23 protein-coding genes and 1 pseudogene are annotated in these 23,121 nt (G+C 33.0%); 7 read left to right on the forward strand and 17 right to left on the reverse strand.

The features are described 5' to 3' along the window. Window positions 1–55: 55 nt before the first annotated feature. Window positions 56–976 (forward strand): DMT family transporter, encoded by a 921-nt coding sequence (locus tag CM54_RS08025; RefSeq protein ID WP_037550463.1) that lies wholly within the window; start codon window positions 56–58, stop codon window positions 974–976. A gap of 92 nt (window positions 977–1,068) precedes the next feature. On the opposite strand, the gene CM54_RS08030 is transcribed toward CM54_RS08025, so the two are convergent. The 4 genes and pseudogenes from CM54_RS08030 to CM54_RS08045 form a co-directional block, all read right to left on the reverse strand. After that, window positions 1,069–2,040, reverse strand: a complete 972-nt coding sequence (locus tag CM54_RS08030; protein WP_030058775.1) for an alpha/beta hydrolase fold domain-containing protein — start codon at window positions 2,038–2,040, stop codon at window positions 1,069–1,071. A 105-nt stretch (window positions 2,041–2,145) separates the two neighbouring features. Further along, the gene (locus CM54_RS08035) at window positions 2,146–2,994 is read right to left on the reverse strand and encodes a YitT family protein (RefSeq protein WP_002432918.1); all 849 of its coding nucleotides are present in this window, start codon (window positions 2,992–2,994) and stop codon (window positions 2,146–2,148) included. 153 nt (window positions 2,995–3,147) lie between these two features. Continuing rightward, window positions 3,148–3,474 (reverse strand): thioredoxin family protein, encoded by a 327-nt coding sequence (locus tag CM54_RS08040; protein WP_030058773.1) that lies wholly within the window; start codon window positions 3,472–3,474, stop codon window positions 3,148–3,150. A 66-nt stretch (window positions 3,475–3,540) separates the two neighbouring features. Beyond that, window positions 3,541–3,950: pseudogene (locus CM54_RS08045) on the reverse strand (acyl-CoA thioesterase). A 184-nt stretch (window positions 3,951–4,134) separates the two neighbouring features. Between CM54_RS08045 and CM54_RS08050 the strand changes: the two are divergent. Next, entirely contained in the window at window positions 4,135–5,190 is a 1,056-nt protein-coding gene (locus tag CM54_RS08050) for a zinc-dependent alcohol dehydrogenase family protein (protein ID WP_037550466.1), read from the forward strand. Between the two features lie 112 nt (window positions 5,191–5,302). On the opposite strand, the gene CM54_RS08055 is transcribed toward CM54_RS08050, so the two are convergent. The 6 genes from CM54_RS08055 to cidR all read right to left on the reverse strand — a co-directional run bounded on the left by CM54_RS08055 (window position 5,303) and on the right by cidR (window position 12,587). After that, window positions 5,303–6,061 (reverse strand): CPBP family intramembrane glutamic endopeptidase, encoded by a 759-nt coding sequence (locus CM54_RS08055; protein ID WP_037550483.1) that lies wholly within the window; start codon window positions 6,059–6,061, stop codon window positions 5,303–5,305. A gap of 138 nt (window positions 6,062–6,199) precedes the next feature. Beyond that, window positions 6,200–8,266: a glucose-specific PTS transporter subunit IIBC gene (ptsG, locus tag CM54_RS08060; protein WP_037550486.1), complete on the reverse strand. Its 2,067-nt coding sequence runs from the start codon at window positions 8,264–8,266 to the stop codon at window positions 6,200–6,202. 259 nt (window positions 8,267–8,525) lie between these two features. Further along, a complete protein-coding gene (locus CM54_RS08065) occupies window positions 8,526–10,265 on the reverse strand; it encodes a pyruvate oxidase (RefSeq protein WP_023351115.1) in 1,740 nt (579 codons plus the stop codon). A 46-nt stretch (window positions 10,266–10,311) separates the two neighbouring features. Then, on the reverse strand, window positions 10,312–11,001 hold the full coding sequence (locus CM54_RS08070) for an LrgB family protein (RefSeq protein WP_002432680.1): 690 nt from the start codon (window positions 10,999–11,001) through the stop codon (window positions 10,312–10,314). After that, the gene (locus CM54_RS08075) at window positions 10,998–11,390 is read right to left on the reverse strand and encodes a CidA/LrgA family protein (protein WP_037550491.1); all 393 of its coding nucleotides are present in this window, start codon (window positions 11,388–11,390) and stop codon (window positions 10,998–11,000) included. The genes CM54_RS08070 and CM54_RS08075 overlap by 4 nt, the downstream gene beginning before the upstream one ends. Before the next feature lie 309 nt (window positions 11,391–11,699). After that, window positions 11,700–12,587, reverse strand: a complete 888-nt coding sequence (cidR, locus tag CM54_RS08080) for a cidABC operon transcriptional activator CidR (RefSeq protein WP_002432609.1) — start codon at window positions 12,585–12,587, stop codon at window positions 11,700–11,702. Between the two features lie 178 nt (window positions 12,588–12,765). On the opposite strand from cidR, the gene CM54_RS08085 reads away from it, so the two are divergent. Both CM54_RS08085 and CM54_RS08090 read left to right on the forward strand, forming a co-directional pair. Continuing rightward, window positions 12,766–12,984, forward strand: coding sequence for a sterile alpha motif-like domain-containing protein (locus tag CM54_RS08085; RefSeq protein ID WP_002432484.1), 219 nt, complete (start codon window positions 12,766–12,768; stop codon window positions 12,982–12,984). A 252-nt stretch (window positions 12,985–13,236) separates the two neighbouring features. Beyond that, complete coding sequence (locus CM54_RS08090) at window positions 13,237–13,671, forward strand: CHAP domain-containing protein (protein WP_002432351.1); 435 nt, start codon at window positions 13,237–13,239, stop codon at window positions 13,669–13,671. An 81-nt stretch (window positions 13,672–13,752) separates the two neighbouring features. Here the strand turns inward: CM54_RS08090 and CM54_RS08095 are convergent, their stop codons facing one another. Next, the gene (locus CM54_RS08095) at window positions 13,753–15,060 is read right to left on the reverse strand and encodes a hydroxymethylglutaryl-CoA reductase, degradative (protein WP_255297804.1); all 1,308 of its coding nucleotides are present in this window, start codon (window positions 15,058–15,060) and stop codon (window positions 13,753–13,755) included. Window positions 15,061–15,273: 213 nt separating this feature from the next. On the opposite strand from CM54_RS08095, the gene CM54_RS08100 reads away from it, so the two are divergent. After that, window positions 15,274–16,440 carry a hydroxymethylglutaryl-CoA synthase gene (locus CM54_RS08100; protein ID WP_037550496.1) on the forward strand — a complete coding sequence of 389 codons (1,167 nt, stop codon included), beginning with the start codon at window positions 15,274–15,276 and terminating at the stop codon, window positions 16,438–16,440. A gap of 54 nt (window positions 16,441–16,494) precedes the next feature. On the opposite strand, the gene CM54_RS08105 is transcribed toward CM54_RS08100, so the two are convergent. Next, window positions 16,495–17,013, reverse strand: coding sequence for a methylated-DNA--[protein]-cysteine S-methyltransferase (locus CM54_RS08105; protein ID WP_037550498.1), 519 nt, complete (start codon window positions 17,011–17,013; stop codon window positions 16,495–16,497). A gap of 95 nt (window positions 17,014–17,108) precedes the next feature. Between CM54_RS08105 and CM54_RS08110 the strand changes: the two genes are divergently transcribed. Then, a complete protein-coding gene (locus tag CM54_RS08110; RefSeq protein ID WP_002432691.1) occupies window positions 17,109–17,426 on the forward strand; it encodes a YrhK family protein in 318 nt (105 codons plus the stop codon). A 139-nt stretch (window positions 17,427–17,565) separates the two neighbouring features. On the opposite strand, the gene CM54_RS08115 is transcribed toward CM54_RS08110, so the two are convergent. From CM54_RS08115 to CM54_RS08125, 4 genes are all read right to left on the reverse strand, one after another. Next, on the reverse strand, window positions 17,566–18,030 hold the full coding sequence (locus CM54_RS08115; protein ID WP_002469886.1) for a hypothetical protein: 465 nt from the start codon (window positions 18,028–18,030) through the stop codon (window positions 17,566–17,568). A gap of 194 nt (window positions 18,031–18,224) precedes the next feature. After that, window positions 18,225–18,386, reverse strand: a complete 162-nt coding sequence (locus CM54_RS12365; protein ID WP_023351110.1) for a FeoB-associated Cys-rich membrane protein — start codon at window positions 18,384–18,386, stop codon at window positions 18,225–18,227. Between the two features lie 12 nt (window positions 18,387–18,398). After that, window positions 18,399–20,393, reverse strand: coding sequence for a ferrous iron transport protein B (gene feoB, locus CM54_RS08120; protein WP_037550501.1), 1,995 nt, complete (start codon window positions 20,391–20,393; stop codon window positions 18,399–18,401). Between the two features lie 5 nt (window positions 20,394–20,398). Beyond that, complete coding sequence (locus CM54_RS08125; protein WP_002432860.1) at window positions 20,399–20,626, reverse strand: FeoA family protein; 228 nt, start codon at window positions 20,624–20,626, stop codon at window positions 20,399–20,401. A 204-nt stretch (window positions 20,627–20,830) separates the two neighbouring features. Between CM54_RS08125 and CM54_RS08130 the strand changes: the two genes are divergently transcribed. Beyond that, window positions 20,831–21,382 carry a TetR/AcrR family transcriptional regulator gene (locus CM54_RS08130; protein WP_002432688.1) on the forward strand — a complete coding sequence of 184 codons (552 nt, stop codon included), beginning with the start codon at window positions 20,831–20,833 and terminating at the stop codon, window positions 21,380–21,382. Window positions 21,383–21,479: 97 nt separating this feature from the next. On the opposite strand, the gene pruA is transcribed toward CM54_RS08130, so the two are convergent. Further along, window positions 21,480–23,024 (reverse strand): L-glutamate gamma-semialdehyde dehydrogenase, encoded by a 1,545-nt coding sequence (pruA, locus tag CM54_RS08135; RefSeq protein ID WP_037550504.1) that lies wholly within the window; start codon window positions 23,022–23,024, stop codon window positions 21,480–21,482. Window positions 23,025–23,121: the final 97 nt, after the last annotated feature.

Below are 23,121 nucleotides of genomic sequence, written 5' to 3' on the forward strand. Positions count from 1 at the left end.
TTTCTAATTATATACTATATATCATGAGATTAATCATCATTATGGAGGTGGCGAATTGAAAGGTTATAAAAAATCGAGATTAAAAGGTATCTTATTCGCTATTATAGGGGCAAGCTTATGGGGATTAGGGGGGACTGTTTCAGATTTTCTATTTAAGCATGCAGGAATCAATGTAGACTGGTATGTAACTACAAGATTAATAATTAGCGGTTTATTTTTATTAGTCATGTTTAAAATAATGAATTCTAGACAATCCATATTTGTCATTTTTACTCGTGTATCTCACGTGATTACTTTGATAATTTATAGTCTCTTTGGCATGTTAATCGTTCAATATGCTTACATGGCATCAATTAATGAAGGTAATGCAGCAGTCGCTACTTTATTACAATATATTGCGCCTGTATATATCATTCTATGGTTTGCATTCAGAGGTAAAGAAAAGCTAAGGGCATTTGATATAGTTGTTGTACTCTTGACACTTGTCGGTACATTTCTGCTCTTAACAAACGGTTCACTTTCTAAATTAATTGTTGCCCCTTCAAGCTTATTTTGGGGAATCTTGGCCGGATTAGCTCTAGCATTTTACACTATCTATGCGGAAAAATTATTGAATAAATATGCCTCCATTTTAGTCGTTGGTTGGGCAATGATTATTTCCGGTATAATTATGACTTTACGTCATCCTATTTGGAACGTCAGTATGACTCAATGGCATGTGTCCACGTTTCTTTATTTAATATTTGGAATTATTGGAGGCACTGCTCTAGCATATTATCTATTTATTGATAGCTTGAAATATCTATCAGCTAAAGAAACAACGTTATTTGGTACGATAGAACCTGTAGTTGCAGTTGTAGCAAGTGGTTTATTTCTAGGTGTATCATTTAAGGCTTTTCAAATATTAGGAATTATTATCATAGTCGTTCTTATTTTAGTTCTTTCTTTGAAAAAGCAACCCAATATCGACAACTAAAATGATTACCAACCACTAAAATTTTAAAAAACTCACATGAGGAACTACCATAATGAGTGATTTCTCTCATGTGAGCTTTTAACTTATCGAAATTATTTTAGGATAATACGCTTTAATTGTTCTAAGAAGCGTTCTCGTTCTGGAATAGGAAAAATAGGATAAATATGGAACAAGCTATAACCTGGTATAAATTCGTGATTAATACCCTTTTCATTCAACATAGTTGAGAATTTAACAGCATCTGGATACAATGTTTCTTTCGTACCCGTTGTTATAGTAATATGCCCCAAGTCCTCTAAATCTCCATACATTGGTGATAATTTGTAATGATCTAAAGGTGCATCGCCAGCCCATAAATTGACTAAATATTTACTACCTTCAATACCCAACATTGGATCTTCTTTTTCATATTTTCGAGCTTCTGGATTACTAAATGTTGCATCTAAAACAGGTGAAATTAATACAATATGGCTTGGTTGTGGTTCACTATCTTTTTTAAGTTGTTGAGCAAACGCTAATGCAATTTGTCCACCAGCAGAATCCCCCATTATTATCATTTGTTTTGAATCATCTATTTTATTTAGCAAATGATGATACAGCTTTGTCAGTAATTCAAATGTAGTACGATAATCCCTATGTGGAATTTTTGGATAAATTGGCATAACAACCTTCGCATTTAGCGAATCAGCCAATAAATCCATGTATTCAAAATGATAATCTAATGGGTCCTGAAACCATGCTCCACCGTGTATATACAAAATAGTACGTTGATCGCGTTGTCCTTCATCATTGACGATATAAACTAAGGAACCATCGTAGTCTTTAATTTGAACTCCATGACTAAATTCATAATCTGTTCCACTATATTTACCCGCTGTTTCGTATTTCGTTTCCTCTAGAGCTTTTTCTGCATCTTGTACATTTTCAAACGTTTTTTTCATTCCAGACATGCGAATCATTTTTTCTTGTAAAAAGCTCTTATAACTTCTCTTTTCTTTGACTCTTGCATATAAAATTGTGCCGACAATAGTGGATCCTATAATGGTTGCTAATTTTCTCAACATCTGAAAGTCGACCTCCTCATTTTCTATTTAATACCATTTTAAATCAAAAATAGAAAAACTTTGAGTAAATGGCTTCAACAGTCCCTAATTAAATAAGAAGATTAATTATTTAGTATTAATAAAACCATTACCTAAGACATCACGCACATCGTGTATAACGAGGAAGGCACTTTCATCATAAGAATTAACAATCTTCTTCACAGTACCAATCTGACTTTGTGAAACAACAGCGTATAATACATCTGTATTGTTTTGCTGATAAGCGCCTTTACCACTTAATAATGTTGACCCTCTGCCAGTTGCTTGATATATGTCAGAGCTTATTTGTCTATTGTATTCAGAAATCACTGTCACAGCCTTCTTAGGATTAAAACCTTCTACTACAAAAGCCATTGCTTTCTCCACTATGAATAGCATAACAATTGTATAAAGTACATTTGAAACCGGTAAGACAAGAAGGAAGGATAGCACGACTAAAGCATCTAAAATTAATAATGCTTGAGAGGTTTTTACTTCTGAATATTTACTTATAATTCTAGCAATAACTGATGTTCCGCCTAATGTACTTTGAGCAGCAATAACAAGTCCTGTGCCAATACCGATGAGTAAACCAGCGAAAACAGAATTGATAAAGTTTTCATGAATACCTAATCCAAAATGCTCTGTTAAATCTAGGAAAATAGAACTTGCTGTAATAGTTATTGCAGTGTATATAGCAGTCGTTCGGCTTAAAAATTTCCATCCTACAACAATTAAAATAGCGTTAATAATAAATGAACTTAGCGCCGGTGAAATACCTAATGTATAGTTCAAAATAAGCGATAGACCAATTGCTCCACCTTCACCTAAATTACCAGGAATAACAAAGCAATTGACTCCTAACGCAATAATTAACGTCCCTAGTAAACAAAAAATAACGTTTTTAAAGTGTTCTTGACGACGTTTTTTCTCCATTTGAGCCTCCTCCAAGTGTTTTCATTTTTTTATGTTTGATTTTTCTTATTCTTGAAAAAGTCACACGTCTCTAATAATAACACTAAGCTTTAGTCTACCCAATCAATGAAGTTTAAATAAAAAAAGAAATGAAACAAAAGTTGTTCCATTTCTTTATTTAAGAGAATCATGCATTAACTTAAGTTGATGTTCAAACGATTGCATATCGATAAAACGTCCTTGTCTATGCATTTCCTTACCATTTAAGAAAATTAAATCTACCGGTACTGTAAAAATTGATAATTCTCCAGCAATCTCCTCTACATGAGATTGATTGACGACACCTAATTTTGCAAAAGGATATTCTTGTAATAAGTCTTGAAGTTGTGGAAGGACAGCATGACAAACGCTACAATGATCTCTCATAACATGGATAACTGCTAGTTCATTAGATTGAATAAACTGGTTAAATGCATAAATACTTTGTAATGTTTGAGTCATGGTCATCACCTTACTTTTATTTTCTATTATTATTAATTAAAACTTTTCTTTTAGCAAAGTTTTTATTTAATTTTTAAGAATATCTTGAAATACTTGTGGCATTTTTGTGATTTTTTCTCTATCTAAATCATAAAATCCACCCATTTGAGACCCTACGCAATGCACTTTATCACCTGACGCGATTTCAAATTTAAAAACCCATTTCAATTTACTAGCTTGAACAAGCCAACATCTACCCACTGGGCGATCGTGAATCGTTATAGGCACTTTTTATATTCAATTTCAGTTTTCATAAGGATCGGCGAAATGTGATTCTTAATCATCTCTGAGTAATTCATATATTGATTAATAAATACTGTTCGTAAGTCTTCAAACCATCTGACATAAACAATATTACTAACAATACCCATAGCATCAATATCGTAATTATTCACTTCTATCTCTTTCTCAGCTACTAATTTACCTTCATGATTCATAACTCATTCTCCTTTACTATATTCAATTTTATTTTACAACGTTATTTACAGATTTTCATTTAGATAAACTGATTAAGATTAATATGAGTAAATTTACTATTTGTCATAAAGATGACTTAAACCGCTTACAAGAAGCATGGTATAATTATTGTGAAAATATTCACAATATTAGGAGGTTTTGCTAATGAAAGCATACAACTATGTTAAACCCGGAGTGGCCGAACTCATTGATAAAGAAAAACCAGAAATTACTGAAAGTACTGATGCTATTATAAGAATGGTTAAAACAACAATTTGTGGAACTGATTTACATATTATTAAAGGAGATACTCCTGAAGTTACTGAAAATACAACTTTAGGTCATGAAGGTATTGGTATTGTAGAATCTGTTGGTAGCAACGTTAATAACTTTAAAGTCGGTGATAAAGTTATCGTATCTGCTGTTTCTTCATGTGGTAAGTGTTACTACTGTAAAAAAGGTATATACGCTCATTGTGAAAATGATGGCGGATGGATTCTTGGGCACTTAATCAATGGTACTCAAGCTGAGTATGTTAAAGTTCCTTTCGCAGATAACTCTTTATATCATGCCCCCGCTTCTTTACCTGATGAAGCACTTGTAATGCTATCAGACATTTTACCAACAGGTTATGAAATTGGTGTATTAAAAGGAAAGGTCAAACCAGGAAGCACTGTTGCAATAGTAGGTGCTGGTCCAGTTGGTTTAGCTACACTGTTAACTGCACAATTCTTCTCTCCTTCTAAAATAATCATGATTGATTTAGACGATAACCGATTACAAACAGCCCGCTCCCTTGGTGCAACGCATTTAATTAATTCTAAAAATGTCGAAGAGGCTATACAAAAAGTGAAAGAATTAAATTCTCGCGGTGTAGATGTAGCCATTGAGGCAGTAGGTATCCCACAAACATTTGACTTATGTCAAAAACTCATTGGTGTCGATGGTACGATTGCGAACGTCGGCGTTCATGGTCTACCTGTTCAATTTGATATAGACAAACTTTGGATTAAAAATATCAATGTAACCACAGGATTAGTTTCTGGTAATACAACTGAAGAATTGTTAGAAGCTTTAAAAAGTAAAATTATTCAACCTGAACAATTAGTTACACATTATAGTAAATTAAGTGATATTGAAAATGCCTACGAATTATTTAGAAATGCAACTGACCATAAAGCAATTAAGTTACTTATAGAGAATGATATTACTCCAGTATAATATACCCTTTTTTATACACTAAAAAAATAAGCATTTAATTCTTACTTAATCATTATGTGACAGATGACCAAGTTTGAATTAAATGCTTTTTGCTAAATCAAAACTTTCATTATTATTTAAAATAGAAATATAAGTAAATAATTAAAAAAGGTAGCGTTGTTAAAGAATTGTTAAATATATGTACCATCATACTGTCCTTCAAGTTTCGCCTTCTATCATAAGCAATATAGAGAATAATTCCCATTAAAAAATAAATTGCATAAGAAAATATATTTGATGATAGATGTTGAGAGCTGAATATCAATGATGAAAATATTAAGGGTAGCCAAAAGCGGCATTTCATAAATAAAGTTTCCTTAAAGATTCCTCTAAATACCAATTCTTCTAAATATGGTCCTATGATACAAAGACACAATACGGTTACTAATACAATAGTGGGATGAGGTAAATGGCTTTTATCCATAAGTGAACTTAAACTGTCATCTATTGTTTCCTGATTTTGTGTGTTTGAATTACCTGTAAAAATAAACATTAAAGCATTCGCACTAATACTACAGAGTATTACGAGAAAGAAAAAACCAATATTGATAAAGATATCTTTAATACTCATCTTAAAATCTTGATATTCATAAGTACGATATAAATAATAGGATCTTATCCCCCAAATTATTAAAAGTGTAATTCCTAGAATAAACATACTCATCGCTATGGTATACCAATCATTCAGTCTTAAAGATAATGGAAGTGCAACAAGTGATAAACCCACAGGAACATGTATTACGACTATCATTATTACGTAAATGAGAACATTGATTATCTTGTTCCCTTGATGTCTAACTCTAGAATTCTTGTTTATTTTAGAATCACACATACTTTTGACCTCCAGCTTTAGTGACAACATTTATGTAACTTACATTACTACATTGCTATATATTGTTACCGTTGTCAATGTTATACAAAAAAAGTGCACATCTTTGAAATCTCAAAAATATGCACTACCAATTATGTGTTATTTAATTTTCATTATAACTTTTCCTGGATCTACAGATTTAACATCTTCAATTGTTAATGTTTTATCACCTAAATTTGTGATAATTACCGGCGTAACAATACTTGGTGCGTTATCTTTTAGGTAAGCTAAATCAATTTTCATTAAAGGTTGACCTTGTGTTACAGTTTCATCAGCTTGAACAAAGCTTTCAAAGCCCTGTCCATTCAATTTAACTGTATCGATACCAATGTGAATTAAGACTTCTACACCTGTATCTGATTCTAAACCAATCGCATGTTTCGTTGGGAAGATGGTTTTAACTGTACCATCAAATGGTGCTACAATTTCGCCTTTTTCAGGAATGAAACCTACGCCATCGCCCATCATTTTTTCAGAGAAAACTTTATCCGGAACATCCGTTAATGGAATCATTTGACCATGTCCAGGTGAATAAATTTCAGTTTCAATGACGTCTTCTACATGAACTGGTTCATCAGAAATCTCTTCAGTTACTGTTGTCTCACTAGGTTTAGTAATTTCTCCACTCATAATCTTTGCCATGTCATGCTTAATTTGATCTGATTTTGGGCCAAATATAGCTTGCATGTTATTTCCTACTTCTAGAACTCCAGAGGCACCTAACGCTTTCAATCCTTGAACGTCTACCTTCGATTTATCTGCGACTTCAACTCTAAGACGTGTAATACAAGCATATAGATGTTTAATATTTTCTTTACCGCCCATAGCATCTAATACATCAAATGGTAATTTAGCAACACTTGAATTGCGTATCTCTTGTTCTTTATCTTCACGACCAGGTGTTTTTAATTTGAATTTTCTAATTGCAAAATCAAATAAGAAATAATACACAATCGCATACACAATACCTACTGGAATAACCCAAAGCGCGTTTGTACGATGCCAGTTAAGTAAACCGTATAAAATATAATCAATAAACCCTCCGGAGAAAGTCATACCTATTTTTACACCTAACAAGTGCATGACCAAGAAAGAAGTACCTGCTAAAAATACATGAATCACATATAAAATGGGTGCCACAAATAAGAATGAGAACTCTAATGGTTCAGTAATACCTGTTAAGAAAGAAGTTAAAGCTGCTGATAACATTAAACCTCCAACAACTTTCTTACGTTCTGGGCGAGCATTTTTATAAATGGCGAATGCTGCCGCTGGTAAACCAAACATCATGAATGGATATTTACCTGTAGTGAATGCGCCAGCTGTAAATGGCACGCCATCTTTCAATTGTGCCATCCAAATTCTTTGGTCTCCACGTACTAAATCTCCAGCGTGATTTGTATAATGGCCAAATTCAAACCAAAATGGTGCATAGAAAATGTGATGCAGACCGAATGGAATAAGTGATCGCTCAATAATCCCAAAAATAAACGTAGTTAAAGTTAAGTTCTTATTCAATAAGAAGTTTGAAAGCCCATTTAAACCATCTTGAATAGGCGGCCAAACAAAACTTAATATGATACCTGTCGCAATTGCGACAACTGATGTCACGATAGGTACAAAACGCTTCCCTGCAAAGAAACCTAAGAATGCTGGTAATGTAATGTTATAAAATTTGTTATAACACCATGCAGCTAAGGCCCCCATGATAATACCACCGAATACACCTGTTTGAAGTGTCGGAATTCCAAGAATTAATGCATGAGCAGGATCTTTAGCTGCTTGGCTTAATTCCTTAGCACCATTTGCGTATGAGAATATATCATCAATAGTGATATGTAGTACTTTACCCATTGTCGCATTCATAATAAGGTAACCTACTAGTGCTGCAAGTGCTGCTACACCGTCTCCTCCTGCTAAACCAAGTGCTGTTCCGATTGCAAATAATAATGGTAAATTGTCAAAAACCACTTGTCCTGAGGCTTCCATAACTGAAGAAATTGCTACAAACACAGGATGGTTTAACCACGGTGCAAGGTGAACAAGTTGTTCATTATGCATTGCATTACCAAATGCAAGCAAGATTCCGGCAGCAGGTAATATTGCTACTGGTAGCATTAATGCTTTACCAATACGTTGTAACTGCCCAAATAGCTTTTTAAACATATTAAACATTCCTCTCCATCTATAGTTGATACATGTAATGGCATAAAAAAAGACATGAACAAACAAGACCATCATTTTCTTTAATAACTCAAAAAGATGGTAAACCTCATTTGCTCATGCCTGCATAACCAGTAACACGCAATATTTAATATTTATTTACACTAAGTATACACAGTTAATAAAGCGTTTACAAGACAATTTTTTTATTTTTTATATAAAAAGAACCCGACTTAATAAGTCGAGTTCTGTAAATCATCTATTATAAGAAACGTTTAGCTGCTACAGAGATTGGTGGGATTTGATCAAAGTCTAAGTTTTTATCTTCAGTGATTGATCTGTAAGCCCATCTACTATAACCTAATGCTTCTTCGTTAACGATTTTACCTGGTAATGGTGCAGCGTTTGGATCAACGTGTACGTCTACGATAGTTGGAACGTCTTGAGCCATAGCTTCTTCAACGATATCGTCTAAACGACTAGCATCTCTAACAACATAACCTTTACCACCAGCAGCTTCAGCGAATTTAGCGTGATCCATATCAGAGAAATCAATCGCATATTCTAATTCACCAGCAGCTTGTTGTTCATATTTAATGAATGATAATTGTTTATTGTTTAATACGAATACAGTCATTGGTAAATCATATTGAACTGCAGTTGCGAAGTCTTGCATTACCATTTGGAATGCACCGTCACCAGCGATAGCAACAGCTTGACGGTTAGGGTAAGCAATTTTAGCTGCCATAGCACCTGGAAGACCGCAACCCATAGTACCTAACCAACTTGAGATGATGAATTTGTTATTAACTGATAAGTTTAGGTAACGAGTTGACCAAACTGTAGCAGTACCAACGTCTGCTGAGATAATAGCATCATCTTTTAAGTTAGCATTGATTGCTTTCATTAAGCGTTCTGGACGTAATGGTGATTTATTATTATTTTTATCTTGTTCCATCCATTTATCCCAAACAGCTTTACGTTCTAATGTTTTATCTAAGAATTGACGTTTAGCAACGTGTTTAATATTTTCAGTTAGTTGATGGAAAGCAACTTTACTATCGCCTAAAATACCAACATTGATGTTGAAACGATGACCTAAGTTAGCTTCGTTTGTATCAATTTGGATAGCTTTAATGTTTTTCTTAGGTAGATAGTCTACGTAAGGATAGTTTGTACCAGCCATGATTAATAAATCAGCATCTTGGATTGTTTGATAAGATGTTTTAGTACCAATTTTACCTAAGTTACCAATGCTGTATGGATGATCATCAGGTAAGATTGTTTTAGCTGGTAATGTGTGAATTACTGGGATTTTAGCAGCTTCGATAAATTCACGTAATTCTTCTTTAGCGTGTTGAGTACCCATACCAATAATCATTACTGGTTTTTTAGCTTTATCAATTAATTTAGCAGCTTTTTTAATGCTCTTGAATTTAGGAGATACTGGTTTAGGTTTAGTAGTATCTACTGCACGGTTTGTAGTATCTTTAATTTTTTGAGTTAATAAGTCGTTAGGACAAATAACTACCGCTACACCTTTTTTCTCATAAGCTGTACGGATTGCTTCATTAACGATTTCAAATACGTTGTCACCTTTTTGGATTTGGTGGTTGTATACAGCAACGTCTTCACATAATTTAGAAAGATTAGTTTCTTGGAATGCTTTAGTACCTAATAAAGTACTATTAGTTTGACCTGATAAAATTAATTGAGGAACGTTGTCCATTTTAGCATCATACATACCGTTTAATAAGTGAACTAAACCAGGTCCACCGATACTTAATGCAACACCAATTTTACCTGTCATTTTTGTGTAACTACCAGCAGCTAAACTTGCTACTTCTTCGTGACGAACGTGGTAGAATTTAAATTGATCTCTTACTGTACGTAAGCTATCTACTACTGCGTCAATTGAGTCACCTGGAATACCATATAAGTGGTCAATATCCCAAGCTTGTAATGCTTTAACTAATGCTTCATTTGCTTTAATTTTTGCCATTTTTACAAATAGCCTCCCTTTCTAGTATACGAGTACATCTTTCCCTTTAGTAAAACACTAAAATCAGTATTGGTATTAAGACTGAACTTATGACAGCCGTAAGAATCATACCAATAGAACTAAATGCTCCTGATTCTATATCTAATTCCAATGCTTTTGCAGTACCGAAGGCGTGTGAAGCATTTCCATAAGTTAATCCTCTAGCAATAGAGGATTTGAAACCTCCCATACGCAATAACATTGAACCTAAAATACTGCCGATTAAACCTGTAGTTATAATAAAGAGTACAGTCATTGTATCTGTGCCTCCCAATTCTTGGGAAACTTCAATACCAACTGCTGCAGTGATTGATCTTGGTAACAGGGTGACAATCGTGTCTTTAGAATAACCAAAGATTTTCAACGTTGTAAATACTAACACAAAATTAAGAAGTACACCAGTCAGTACGCTTGCAAAAATGATAGACAGATATTTCTTTATTTTGTGTCTGTTTTCATATAGTGGATAAGCAAGACAGACGACTGTTGCATTTAATACATGGTTAATCCATGTACCACCTTTCATATACCCTTTGTAACTCACTCCGAAAACTAATAGTATAATTATTATCCCAATTGATGCTATCAGCGCAGGGTTTAATAATGGATTTTTATATTTATCTTGGAGTCGCTTAGAACCATAGTACAAAATGACTGTTAATAATATCATGAGAACGGCTTGTAAATAATCATTCATGACTGATCTGTCCCTTTAGTTATTTTGTCTTTTCCTACCATTTTTTCAGCTATAAAGCCTGAAGATAAAGCAACTACACATGTACCTATAATAATTACGATAAAGAATAATACATAATTTAACGTAATATCAGAAGCTACATCCATAATACCTACCACTGATGGGATAAAGAAAAATACCATTGTCTTGAGTAAGAAATTAGCCCCTACATCAATCCAAATTTCTGGAATAATCTTAAACTGTAAAAGTAAGAAGAACAAAATTAAACCAACTATACTACCTGCTAGTGGGATGTGTAATAATTTCTGCACTTCTGTTCCTATATAGGTAATCAGTAATATCAGTGCAAGTTGAAGTACTAACTTAACCAAAAATTTAGCCCTATACATAGTCAACATCCCTTTCTATCAAATTGTGTCTAAATTGTTACTAACTTTTTTCAGTGTTATTTACTATTATAATACTGACTCTTCTATAGTAAAAATACATTTTAAGAATGTTTTCTATTCCTCTAATCTATGAAACCGTTTACATATCATCCTCGATTCTTAATCTCTGAATCGTCAACTGTTATTAGCATTGATTTGTAACGTAAAAATACAAATTTATCATGACTCAATAGCCAACTCATAAATAAAAGATATGAACTGGCTATTGTAGTCTTAATAATCAATTACAATTGAGGCGAACATATTACTCTACTTTTGTTCAGTCAATTTTTCTTTTAAGAACTCTATCCATTTATTTGTCGCATGACTTAAACGCTTATCTTTTTTCCACACTACGCCAAGTTCCCATTCTGTATTAGCATTTTCGAGTTGAATCATTTTCACATCATCATTTAATAACTCTGAGATAGTTGCAGGTAATATTGTAATTCCTAACTTATTGATGATGAGATTCTCGATAACGTTCCATTGTGAAATTTGAGAAGCCATATTAGGAACGAACCCAGCGTTTTTAGCATTTTCGATAATTTTATCATTCAAATAAAAATCTTCATTAAATAGTATAAAATTCTCTTCAGCGAGTTCTTCCATCTTAATTTTAGTTTTATAAGCTAATGGATGTTCCCTATGTAAAACTACTCTTAAATCTTCTTTATTGAGTGAAATAGATTCAAATAAATGATGATCGACCGGTAAAGTCGTTACACCGATATCCACTTCATCATTTAAGATAAGGTTCTCTGTGGTTTTCCCTCCACTTTCGATAAGATTATAAGTGATATTTGGATATAATTGATGAAAATCACCCAAAATCCCTATAAATTTACGCATACTCATAACTGCAGACATACTAATGTTAATATGCCCTGTTTCTAACCCATACAGACTATTAATTTCTGTAGGCAAGTTATCATATAAAGAAATAATTTCTTTACATTTATTGAAGAAAATTTTCCCAGCATCTGTAAGTACTAAATTTCTTTTACTTCTATCGAATAAGGGGACAGCCATTTCTGCTTCGATATCTTTAATTGCTTTACTTATTGTAGGCTGAGCGATGTATAAAGATTTAGATGCGTTTGTCATTCCACCTTGTTTTACGACTTCGACGAAATATTTCATGTGTTTAATGTCCACGCATATCCCCCTTTTTTATAAATAATATATTAATTATACAATATGATTGACCTTTTTAGCGATTAATAATTTTCCTAAAAGAATTGCATAGTCAAAATTCTTTATTAACAAGTATTTTTAAATAATTAAAATATGTTACAATGTCTGTGGCTCATATTACATTTTTTGAGGTGAGGAATTGAGCTTTTACGAATTTATGCAAAGTTTCCATGGTGATGACACACCGTTAGGTGAATTGGTTGATTGGATTAATCAAGATATCAATTTTCCTAAAGAAGTGAAGAGCCATAGTGAAATATTGACATATTTTCGAAATAATCCATGTCCTGAAAACATACCTGTGACAGTGATCAAACGCGCACTTGCTGTTTTCAACCAATTCACCCAAAATGTATAATGACCGTTAATACATTACGTTTAACATATTCTTTATACATGAATGCATGGAGTTAATCATCTCGCAAGACGTCCTACGGGGCGTCTTTTTCATTGTAAATTGCATACAATATTAACTTTATTACAAAAAGAAATACAATATTTCAAGAACATTACATTTGCTTGTACAATTCGTTTCTTATATTGTATTACGTATTTTTAAAGATTATTATATATACGGTAAAAAAATAAATACATTTTTTGGGGAGAAGCAATGAAACTTAAAAAATTATTATCACGTATTATTATCGCTACTGGAATCATGTTCACTGGAACTTTAACATATCAAACTATAGAACATACGCACGTATCACACGCTGCTTCATATAATTATTACAGCAAACATCAATGCACTTGGTGGGCCTATAAACGTCGAGTTCAATTAGGAAAGCCTGTTTCTAATAGATGGGGAAATGCTAGGAACTGGTACTACAACGCACGCCGTTCAGGTTACTCAACGGGACACAAACCAAAAAAATACGCTGTTATGCAATCTACTGCAGGTTATTATGGGCACGTGGCAATTGTAGAGAAAGTTTACAATAGTGGAAGCATTAAAATCTCAGAGTATAATTATAATGTTCCTTTAGGTTACGGAACACGTATTATTAGTAAATCATCAGCACGTCATTATAATTATATTTATTAATATAAAATAAGCCATCAAACAAGTATGAAACCATATCAACATTTACTTATGGAATTCATTACCCGTTTGATGGCTTTTTAATTATGATTGACGTAATTTTTCTAAAATTTCTTTAGCTTTAGCTGTATTAGCGCGTGTTTCATGTTTCAATGCTTCCGCAACTTTAGCAATTTCTTCACCTTGTGCTCCAACAACAATTGCTAATGATTTATATTGTAAGCTCATATGTCCTTGCTGTATACCTTCTGATACAAGCGCACGACAAGCTGAAAAGTTTTGAGCTAAACCAACTGCAGCTACAACATGACCTAACTCTTGGGCTGACGCTACATTGAGTAAATCGAGCGAAGCTTTTGCAATAGGTAATACCTTCGTGCCACCACCCACAATCGCCAAGGTCATAGGCACTTCAATTGTACCGATTAATTTTCCACGTTCTTTATCATATTTCCAAGTCGCAATTCCTCTATATTGACCATCACGACTAGCATATGCATGTGCACTCGCTTCAGCACCTCTTGTATCGTTACCTGTAGCAAGAACTACTGCGTGAATACCATTCATTACACCTTTGTTGTGAGTAGCTGCACGATGAATATCAACTTGAGCTAATACTGAGGCACGTTCCATACGGTGTGCTACCTCTTCGCCACTTCTCTCACCTCTATTTAAATCGTTAACATCTATTTCGCCTTGCACTTTAACTACTGAAGCCGTCGCGTGATTAGATAAAATACTCATTAAAACATCTTTTTCAGGGAATTCGTTTTTAAGATGAGCAGTGATTGCTTCAAGAATTGTATTTAACATATTAGCGCCCATCGCATCTTTAGTATCAACATATACTTTCAATGATAGTAAATGTTGCTCAGGGAACGTATCTATTTCAATACGTTGGTAACCGCCCCCACGTTCTTTAATAGATGGATAAGCCTCATCAGCAATTTGATGTATTTGTGGTTCAAGTGCTTGGATATCTTTAGATAATTGTTCTGTATCTTCAATATCGTCAAACACAATTTGACCGATCATTAATCTTTGACTTGAGATTGTTTTAAAGCCACCACTTTGGTTAACAAGTTTCGCTCCATAACTTGCGGCAGCCACTACTGAAGGCTCTTCAACCATCATTGGCACCACATATTCTTTATCATCAACAATAATTTTAGGTAATAGTCCAACTGGTAGAGTGCCTTGACCAATTACATTCTCAATCAAACTATTTGCCACTTCTTCATTAATAAGAGGATGACTAAGTAATGAATCATAATTATCAGTATTGAGCCATCCATACTCGACTAATTGCTTTAATTTATCCTCTCGAGATAAATGTCTAAATCCTTTTTCTAAACTTTTCATGAGTAAACTCCTTTTATATGTATCTTTCAAGTTATTTTAAACTTTTAAATATTTATTTTCCGGAAAATTAAATTTCCAATCATACCATATAGACGATTAATTTAATGATAACAATTCATCGTGTAAAACGCTTACATTTCTATTATACTTTGATGAAATATTCTGTTATATTTCATTGTATAACATTGTATTGGTTTGATATGATACTAATGCTACTTTAAAACTGAAAGGATGATTCGCCTTATGAACATAGGTATCGATAAAATAAACTTTTATGTACCAAAATATTATGTAGACATGGCAAAGCTTGCAGAAGCACGCCAAGTTGATCCAAATAAATTCTTAATAGGAATCGGACAAACTGAAATGGCAGTAAGTCCTGTCAACCAAGATATCGTATCGATGGGTGCTAATGCTGCTAAAGATATTATAACAGACGAAGATAAAAAGAATATTGGAATGGTAATTGTAGCAACTGAATCTGCTATTGATAATGCCAAAGCTGCAGCAGTTCAAATTCATAATTTATTAGGTATTCAACCCTTCGCACGTTGCTTTGAAATGAAAGAAGCATGTTATGCTGCAACTCCTGCAATCCAACTTGCTAAAGACTATCTTGCACAACGTCCCAACGAGAAAGTTCTAGTTATCGCAAGTGATACTGCACGTTATGGTATTAACTCAGGCGGAGAACCTACTCAAGGGGCTGGTGCTGTAGCAATGATGATTTCTCATGAGCCTAGCATATTAACACTAAACGATGATGCAGTTGCTTATACCGAAGATGTTTACGACTTCTGGCGTCCTACAGGTCACAAATACCCACTCGTTGCAGGTGCACTATCTAAAGACGCTTACATTAAATCATTCCAAGAAAGCTGGAATGAATATGCACGTCGTCAAGGTAAAACACTATCTGATTTCGAATCACTATGCTTCCATGTACCTTTCACCAAAATGGGTAAAAAAGCTTTAGATTCTATCATTGATAATGCTGATGAAACTACACAAGAACGCTTAAAATCAGGATATGAAGATGCAGTATATTATAACCGTTATGTTGGCAACATCTATACTGGTTCATTATACTTAAGTTTAATTTCATTACTAGAAACACGTGACCTTAAAGGTGGTCAAACAATTGGTTTATTTAGTTATGGCTCAGGTTCTGTTGGCGAATTCTTCAGTGCAACACTTGTAGACGGTTTCGAAAAACATCTAGACATTGAAGGACACAAAGCATTGTTAAACAATCGTACAGAAGTTTCTGTCGAAGAATACGAATCATTCTTTAAACGTTTTGATGATTTAGAATTCAATCACGACATTGAACAATCAGATAAAGACAATGATCTCTTCTACTTAAAAGACATTAATGACAATATTCGTGAATATCATATTGCAGAATAAATCATGGACAAATATCAAAGCTTGGAAGTCTTACCTAAGACTCCCAAGCTTTCTTTATGGCTTTGTACTATATTTCGGTCTATAAAGCTGAGACATATCAACATTTTCAATTTCTAGCAATTTAATTTTATTATCTATCGTGCCACCGTATCCTGTTAAACTTCCATCCTTACCTACCACACGATGACAAGGTATGATGATAGAAATCGGATTACGACCTACTGCCCCTCCTACAGCTTGAGCAGACATTTTTGACTTACCTAACTTTTGACCAACACTTTTTGCAATGTTTCCATATGTTTCTAAGTCTCCATATGCTATTTTTATTAACTCATCCCAGACCTCACGCTGAAAGTCGCTTCCATGTGGTGCTAATGTAAAATCTATAACTGGATGATTACCTTCAAAATATTGTTCTAGCCACTGAGTCACTTTTTGAAATAGTGGTAAGTCCCCTTTTGTTTTAACATTTTCTATATGTTGGTTCGGATATAAAAGATGCGTAAGTGCATAACCATCACTAATTAATTGCAGTTCACCTAGTGGGGATTGAAATTTCGTTTGATATTGCATTTCAATAACTCCTTTATCATATAATACGATTGCTAAGTTTAACTCTATTATTGAATGGGAATTTTTAACTCAATAAACATAGTGGAGGTAATAATATGATTCAGCATAAAAACGATGTAGATCTTCATTTTAATAAAAATAACTTAAGTCCTAAAAGTCAAAACCATGCCAATGAAATTACTACTTTTTACAAAGCACTGTATCAAATTAATGATATCGTGTTAGGTTTAATATTTCTGGTTGGAAGCTTTCTCTTCTTTAGCGATAAAACAATGATAGCCGGCACAGTCCTCTTTGTTATCGGTAGTCTTCAAATGACAGCACGACCAATCATCTCATTTATACATGATCTCAAATTATCTAATTATTATAGACGCCTATATAAAGATGAATTAAAAAATCAATCTGAATGAAGGTTGTGTGGTGATAGCATTCTTAAGTTTGTTTTAATATACTAGTGAATCGTAATAATTTTAATAAACATAAGTTGAATACTTTAAAAGCTGAGGCAATAAATAAATGCCTCAGCTTTTCACATATCATAAAAATTAATTATTCAAAATTATATAGTTCATAACCTTTATCTTTCGCATACTCTAAAGCGACAAGTTCTAAAATATTTATGAAGGCAGGTTCATCTTTAACTTTAATATATTGGAAAGTTAAACTATGTTCTTGAGCAGTGATACTTTTTAAATCAGATTGATCTAAGTTTTTACTTTGGGCAAACCCTTTTCTAAACTTTGTTGTACCACTATCTGAATGAGAGTTATATTGTCCTAATTTAGTGTATAAGTCTTTATTTATAGGTTTATAAGTCGTTGAGTACCCACCAGTTTGTCCTACGTAAACTGGTTTCTTTTGATCAAAAATAACATAAACCCCATACTTATCTTTGACTTTCTCACGATCTTCTTTTGTGAAAGCCAAAGCTTCTTTTTTATCATATTTAAATAACTTTTTTAATTTCTTCTTATTATCCTCTAGTAAGCTATCTAGTTTCTTGCTACCTTTCATTTATTAAATCCTCCGTATTAATAAAAATTTACATTCTAAAAAAATAGTTACATATAATATATCACTTTTTAAAAAGTTTAATCATTAGAAAAGTAAATTAATAATAACTCAATATTTACTTAATATAAAAACTTCCCTACTCTTATTTATTAAAATGAGTAGAGAAGTTCTTATTTGAGGAGGATTTTTTAGTTCTATGATGGCGAAGACTTTTTAGAAGAAGAGGTATTGCAATGACATTGCGATTTACAACTTCCACATTGACCTGCTTTAGATCGTTTAAAGAACTTAAATAATGTATACACTGTATAGCTTACAATAACTGCGATAATTAAAATGTTTAATAATACATACATAGAATCACTTCCTTACGTAAATAAATGGCTAACTTGATAAAATATTAATGTTAAAATGTACGCTGTTAATACTGGATAGATCACAGCAATAAGTGTCCATTTCCAAGAACATGTTTCTTTTCTAATAGTGGCAACCGTAGAGATACAAGGTACATATAATAGTATAAATATCATAAACGCATATGCTGAAATTGGAGTGAATTGGTGTTGAATCACATTGACTAAACCATTCTCATTGGAAGAATAAAGTATAGCCATTGAACTAATAATAACCTCTTTTGCTAAAAAGCCTGGTATCAATGTTGCTCCTGCCTGCCAAGTTCCAAAACCTAAAGGAGCAATGATAGGAGCAAAAACTTCTCCCAGTATATGCATAAAACTTTGGTTAATTTTCACATCAAATCCATTAGGGCCCATATAAGTTAAAGCCCAAATCACTACTGAACCACCGAAAATAAATGTACCTGCTTTTTTCACAAAACCTTTTGCCTTTTCCCATGTACTACGCCATAACGTTCTAATTGAAGGTACACGATATGTTGGTAATTCCACGATAAAAACCGAGTCTTCATTTTTCAAAATAAATTTATTCATAAAAGTACTCACTAAAAGAGCAATCAGAATGCCAATTAAATATAAACTAAGTACGATAAGTGATTGGTATTCTTTAAAGAATACACCTACGAACAAAGCATAGACGGGTAACCGAGCTGAACAAGACATAAATGGTGCAATTAAAATAGTAATAAGTCGTTCTTTTTCATTTTCAATACTACGCGCAGCCATAATACTTGGAACATTACATCCAAAGCCAATAATCATAGGGATAAACGACTTTCCACTTAAACCAATGGATTCCATAGTCTTATCCATTAAAACGGCAATCCTAGCCATATAACCTGAATCTTCGAGCAATGAAATAAAGAAGAATAAAACTACGATTTGAGGAATAAATACTAATACTGAACCTACTCCAGCAATAATACCATCAGTAATTAAGTCTTGAAGAAACGGTAATAGATGCAATTGTTGCATCAGTAGTTTTATCCAATCGGTTAATTGACCACCGATGAAATCGTCCATTTTATCAGATAAAGGCGTCCCCACCCATGTGAAAGTGGTTTGAAATATTAGCCATATAATACCTAAGAATATTGGAATTCCTAAATACTTATTCATAAGAATTTTATCTAATTTAGCTGTGAAAAATTGTTTTTCTTCTTCCGGATATTCAACAACATTTTTTAAGATATTATCTATAAATGCTTCTCTTATAGCTTCTATACGTTCGCGTACGCACATATTAGAGTGTTTATCTAAGTTTGTTTTTATGGGCTCTAGAAGATTAATCAACTCAGCCCCTAATTCTTCGTTAATTTTGACATTATCAAGCAAATATTGAATTGCTATAAAACGTATTCGTTCATTTGGATACGACGTTTCTTTCTTGATAATTGAGCTAAGTCGTTCGATAGCTTCTTCAATCTCATTGCCATAATCAATTTTGAAGTGTTGTCTTTGATCAGATTTCAAGAATTGAAGTTCATGCAATAAAGTGTTTGTACCTTTAGCTTTTCTTGCTACTATAGGAAAAATAGGTACTTTTAACTTTCTCATTAGAGTGTCATAATTAATCTTTAAACCATGTTGAATAGCTACATCCATCATGTTTAAACCAATGATTATAGGAACATTGAGTTCTAGCAATTGAACAGTTAATTGCAGATTTCTTTTAATTTGACTAGTATCAATGATATTAATCATTCCAGTAAATGATGTTTCCATTAGAAATTCTGTAACAACTGTTTCATCTTTAGTGATTGGTGAAAGATCGTATACACCAGGTAAATCTATTAATTGTCCTAGATTTTCTTTTAATTTACCTACTTTTTTCTCGACCGTCACACCGCTCCAATTCCCAACGTACTCATAAGATCCTGTCAATGCATTGAATAGAGATGTTTTACCTACATTAGGATTACCTAAAATGCAATAACTTTCATTCATATCATCTACTCCTCTAATGCAATTTGACGAGCATCTGATTGTCTAATACTAAGATATTGACCATTGATTTCAATTACACTTGGTCCATTAAATAAGCATTTACGCTTAATACTCACTAGACTGCCCTTCTTTAAACCAAGTGCTCCCAAACGATATAACATGCTTTTATTATTCAGATTGATACTTTTAACTTTATATTGTTTATTTTTCATCCCAGTCATTAAATTCAACATCATACTCACGCTTTCTAACCTTAATTAATAATCATTATCAATAAGAAAATCATATGCCTATTACCTATGATTTACAATATCTACAAAAAGATAAATGTGTCTATTTTTAGAAATAATTATCTATACATAAATCTAAGTTATTGCGTAATGATTAATGCGACGATATAGTTTAACTATACAGTGTAGATGAGCGAGGTTATATTTATGAATGAACAAGACTTAAGAGTAGTGAAAACTAAGAAGGCGTTATCATCGAGTCTTTATCAATTGTTAGAGAAAAGAAGTTTCGAATCTCTTTCTGTTAATGAAATTTGCGAATCTGGAATGGTTCACCGGACGACTTTTTATAAACATTTCTATGACAAATATGATTTGTTAGTTTATCTATTCAAGTTACTCACTAAAGATTACTTTTCAACCGACTTAAAAGATCGGTTAAATAATCCTTTCCAAACAATTGAAGCTACATTTACAAATAAAGAAGAATTGGAAAAAATCGAAAAAGTACAAAAAGATGATGTATCATTCGGTAAAATATTTAAAGAAGTTTGTGTAGATATTATGAAGGCAGATATTAAAGAAAATATTCATCGTATCTCTGTTGATAAAACAATCCCAGAAGATTTAGTATTTTATATCTATGGTTCTACATTAGATGGATTTATGGAGTGGATTAAACAAGAAAACATTCAATGGCCCGCTTCAGAAATTGATAAAGTTTTCCATAAAGCAATCAACATTAGCATTACAGAATAGATTCTTATACTCTAAAATTAATTAGAAAAAGCCATCAATAGGAAGCATTTGAGTCAACACTCATTTTACCTTCCTATTAACGGCTTTATTTATTTTATCAGAACATTTCTGAAACAACTTTTTGTTCTAAGAAATTAAGTAAGTAGTCCGGACTACCTGTTTTAGCGTCTGTACCTGACATTTTGAAACCACCAAATGGATGATATCCAACTACGGCAGCAGTACAACCACGGTTGAGGTAAAGGTTACCTACATCATATTCATTTACTGCTTTAATCCAGTGTTCACGGTTATTTGTGATGACTGCACCTGTCAAACCATAATCAGTATCGTTTGCAACATCAATTGCTTCATCAAAGCTATTAACTTTAATAAATCCGACAACTGGTCCAAAAATTTCTTCTTGCATAATACGGTCAGCTGACTTAAGACCTGAGAAGATGGTTGGTTCGATGAAGTAACCTGTTGAGTCATCCGTGCCTCCACCTTGTTCTAATTTACCTTCCTCTTTACCAATTTCGATATAATTTTTAATTTTATCGAATTGTTTCTGATTAATTACTGGTCCCATAAATGTATTGTTTTCCGTGTTACCTAAAGTTAAATCTTTAGTTAGTTTGACTGCTTTCTCTAAAATTTCATCATGCACGTCTTTATGGATAATTGCTCGTGAACATGCTGAGCATTTTTGTCCTGAGAATCCGAACGCAGACGTTACAATTGCCTCTGCTGCTAAATCCGTATCAACGTTTTCATCTACGACAATAGCATCTTTACCACCCATTTCAGCGATAACACGTTTCAAGAAGTTTTGTCCTTCTTGAACTACAGCACTACGTTCATAGATACGTGTACCTGTTGCACGAGAACCTGTAAATGTTACAAAGTGTGTATCTTTATGATCAACTAAATAATCTCCTATTTCTTTAGGATCACCAGGTACAAAGTTGACAACACCTTTAGGTAAACCAGCTTCCTCTAAAATTTCAATTAATTTATATGCTGTAAGTACAGTGTCTTCTGCAGGTTTTAATAGAACTGTATTACCAGCCACCACTGGAGCTAGTGTTGTACCCGCCATAATTGCAAATGGGAAGTTCCATGGCGGAATTGTAACGCCAGTACCTATGGGTTTATAGAAATATCTATTATGTTCACCTTCTCGATCTAACACAGGTTTACCTTCTGCTAAATCCATCATTGAACGTGCATAATATTCGATAAAATCGATACCTTCTGCAGCATCGCCTACTGCTTCATCCCATGGTTTTCCAGCTTCATATACCATAACAGCAGAAATTTCTTCTTTACGACGACGAGTAATTGCTGCAACGCGTAACATCAATTCAGCACGATCTTTATGAGACCATTTCTTCCATGATTTATAAGCTTCGTTCGCTGCTTGAAACGCATTTACTACATCGTCTTTTGAAGCTTTAGAAACTTTAGCAATTAATTGAGATGTATCTGCAGGGTTTAGAGATTCAAACTTGTCACTCTTATCTATTTTTTCACCATTGATGAATAGCGGAATATTTTGACCAAGTTCCCCTTTGACCTTCTTTAATACTTCGTTGAAGCGGTCTACATTTTCTTGTACTGAAAAATCAATCCCAGGTTCATTTTTGAAAGGTACTACCATTATCATTAACCCCCTATGTATTATTAAGATTATTAAAATCACAAAACATTGACATACATTTCAAATGATAGTTCATATCATTTACCTTATTCTACTA

It is taken from the genome of Staphylococcus sp. TE8, from assembly GCF_000692055.1.
Taxonomy (GTDB): Bacteria; Bacillota; Bacilli; order Staphylococcales; family Staphylococcaceae; genus Staphylococcus; species Staphylococcus capitis.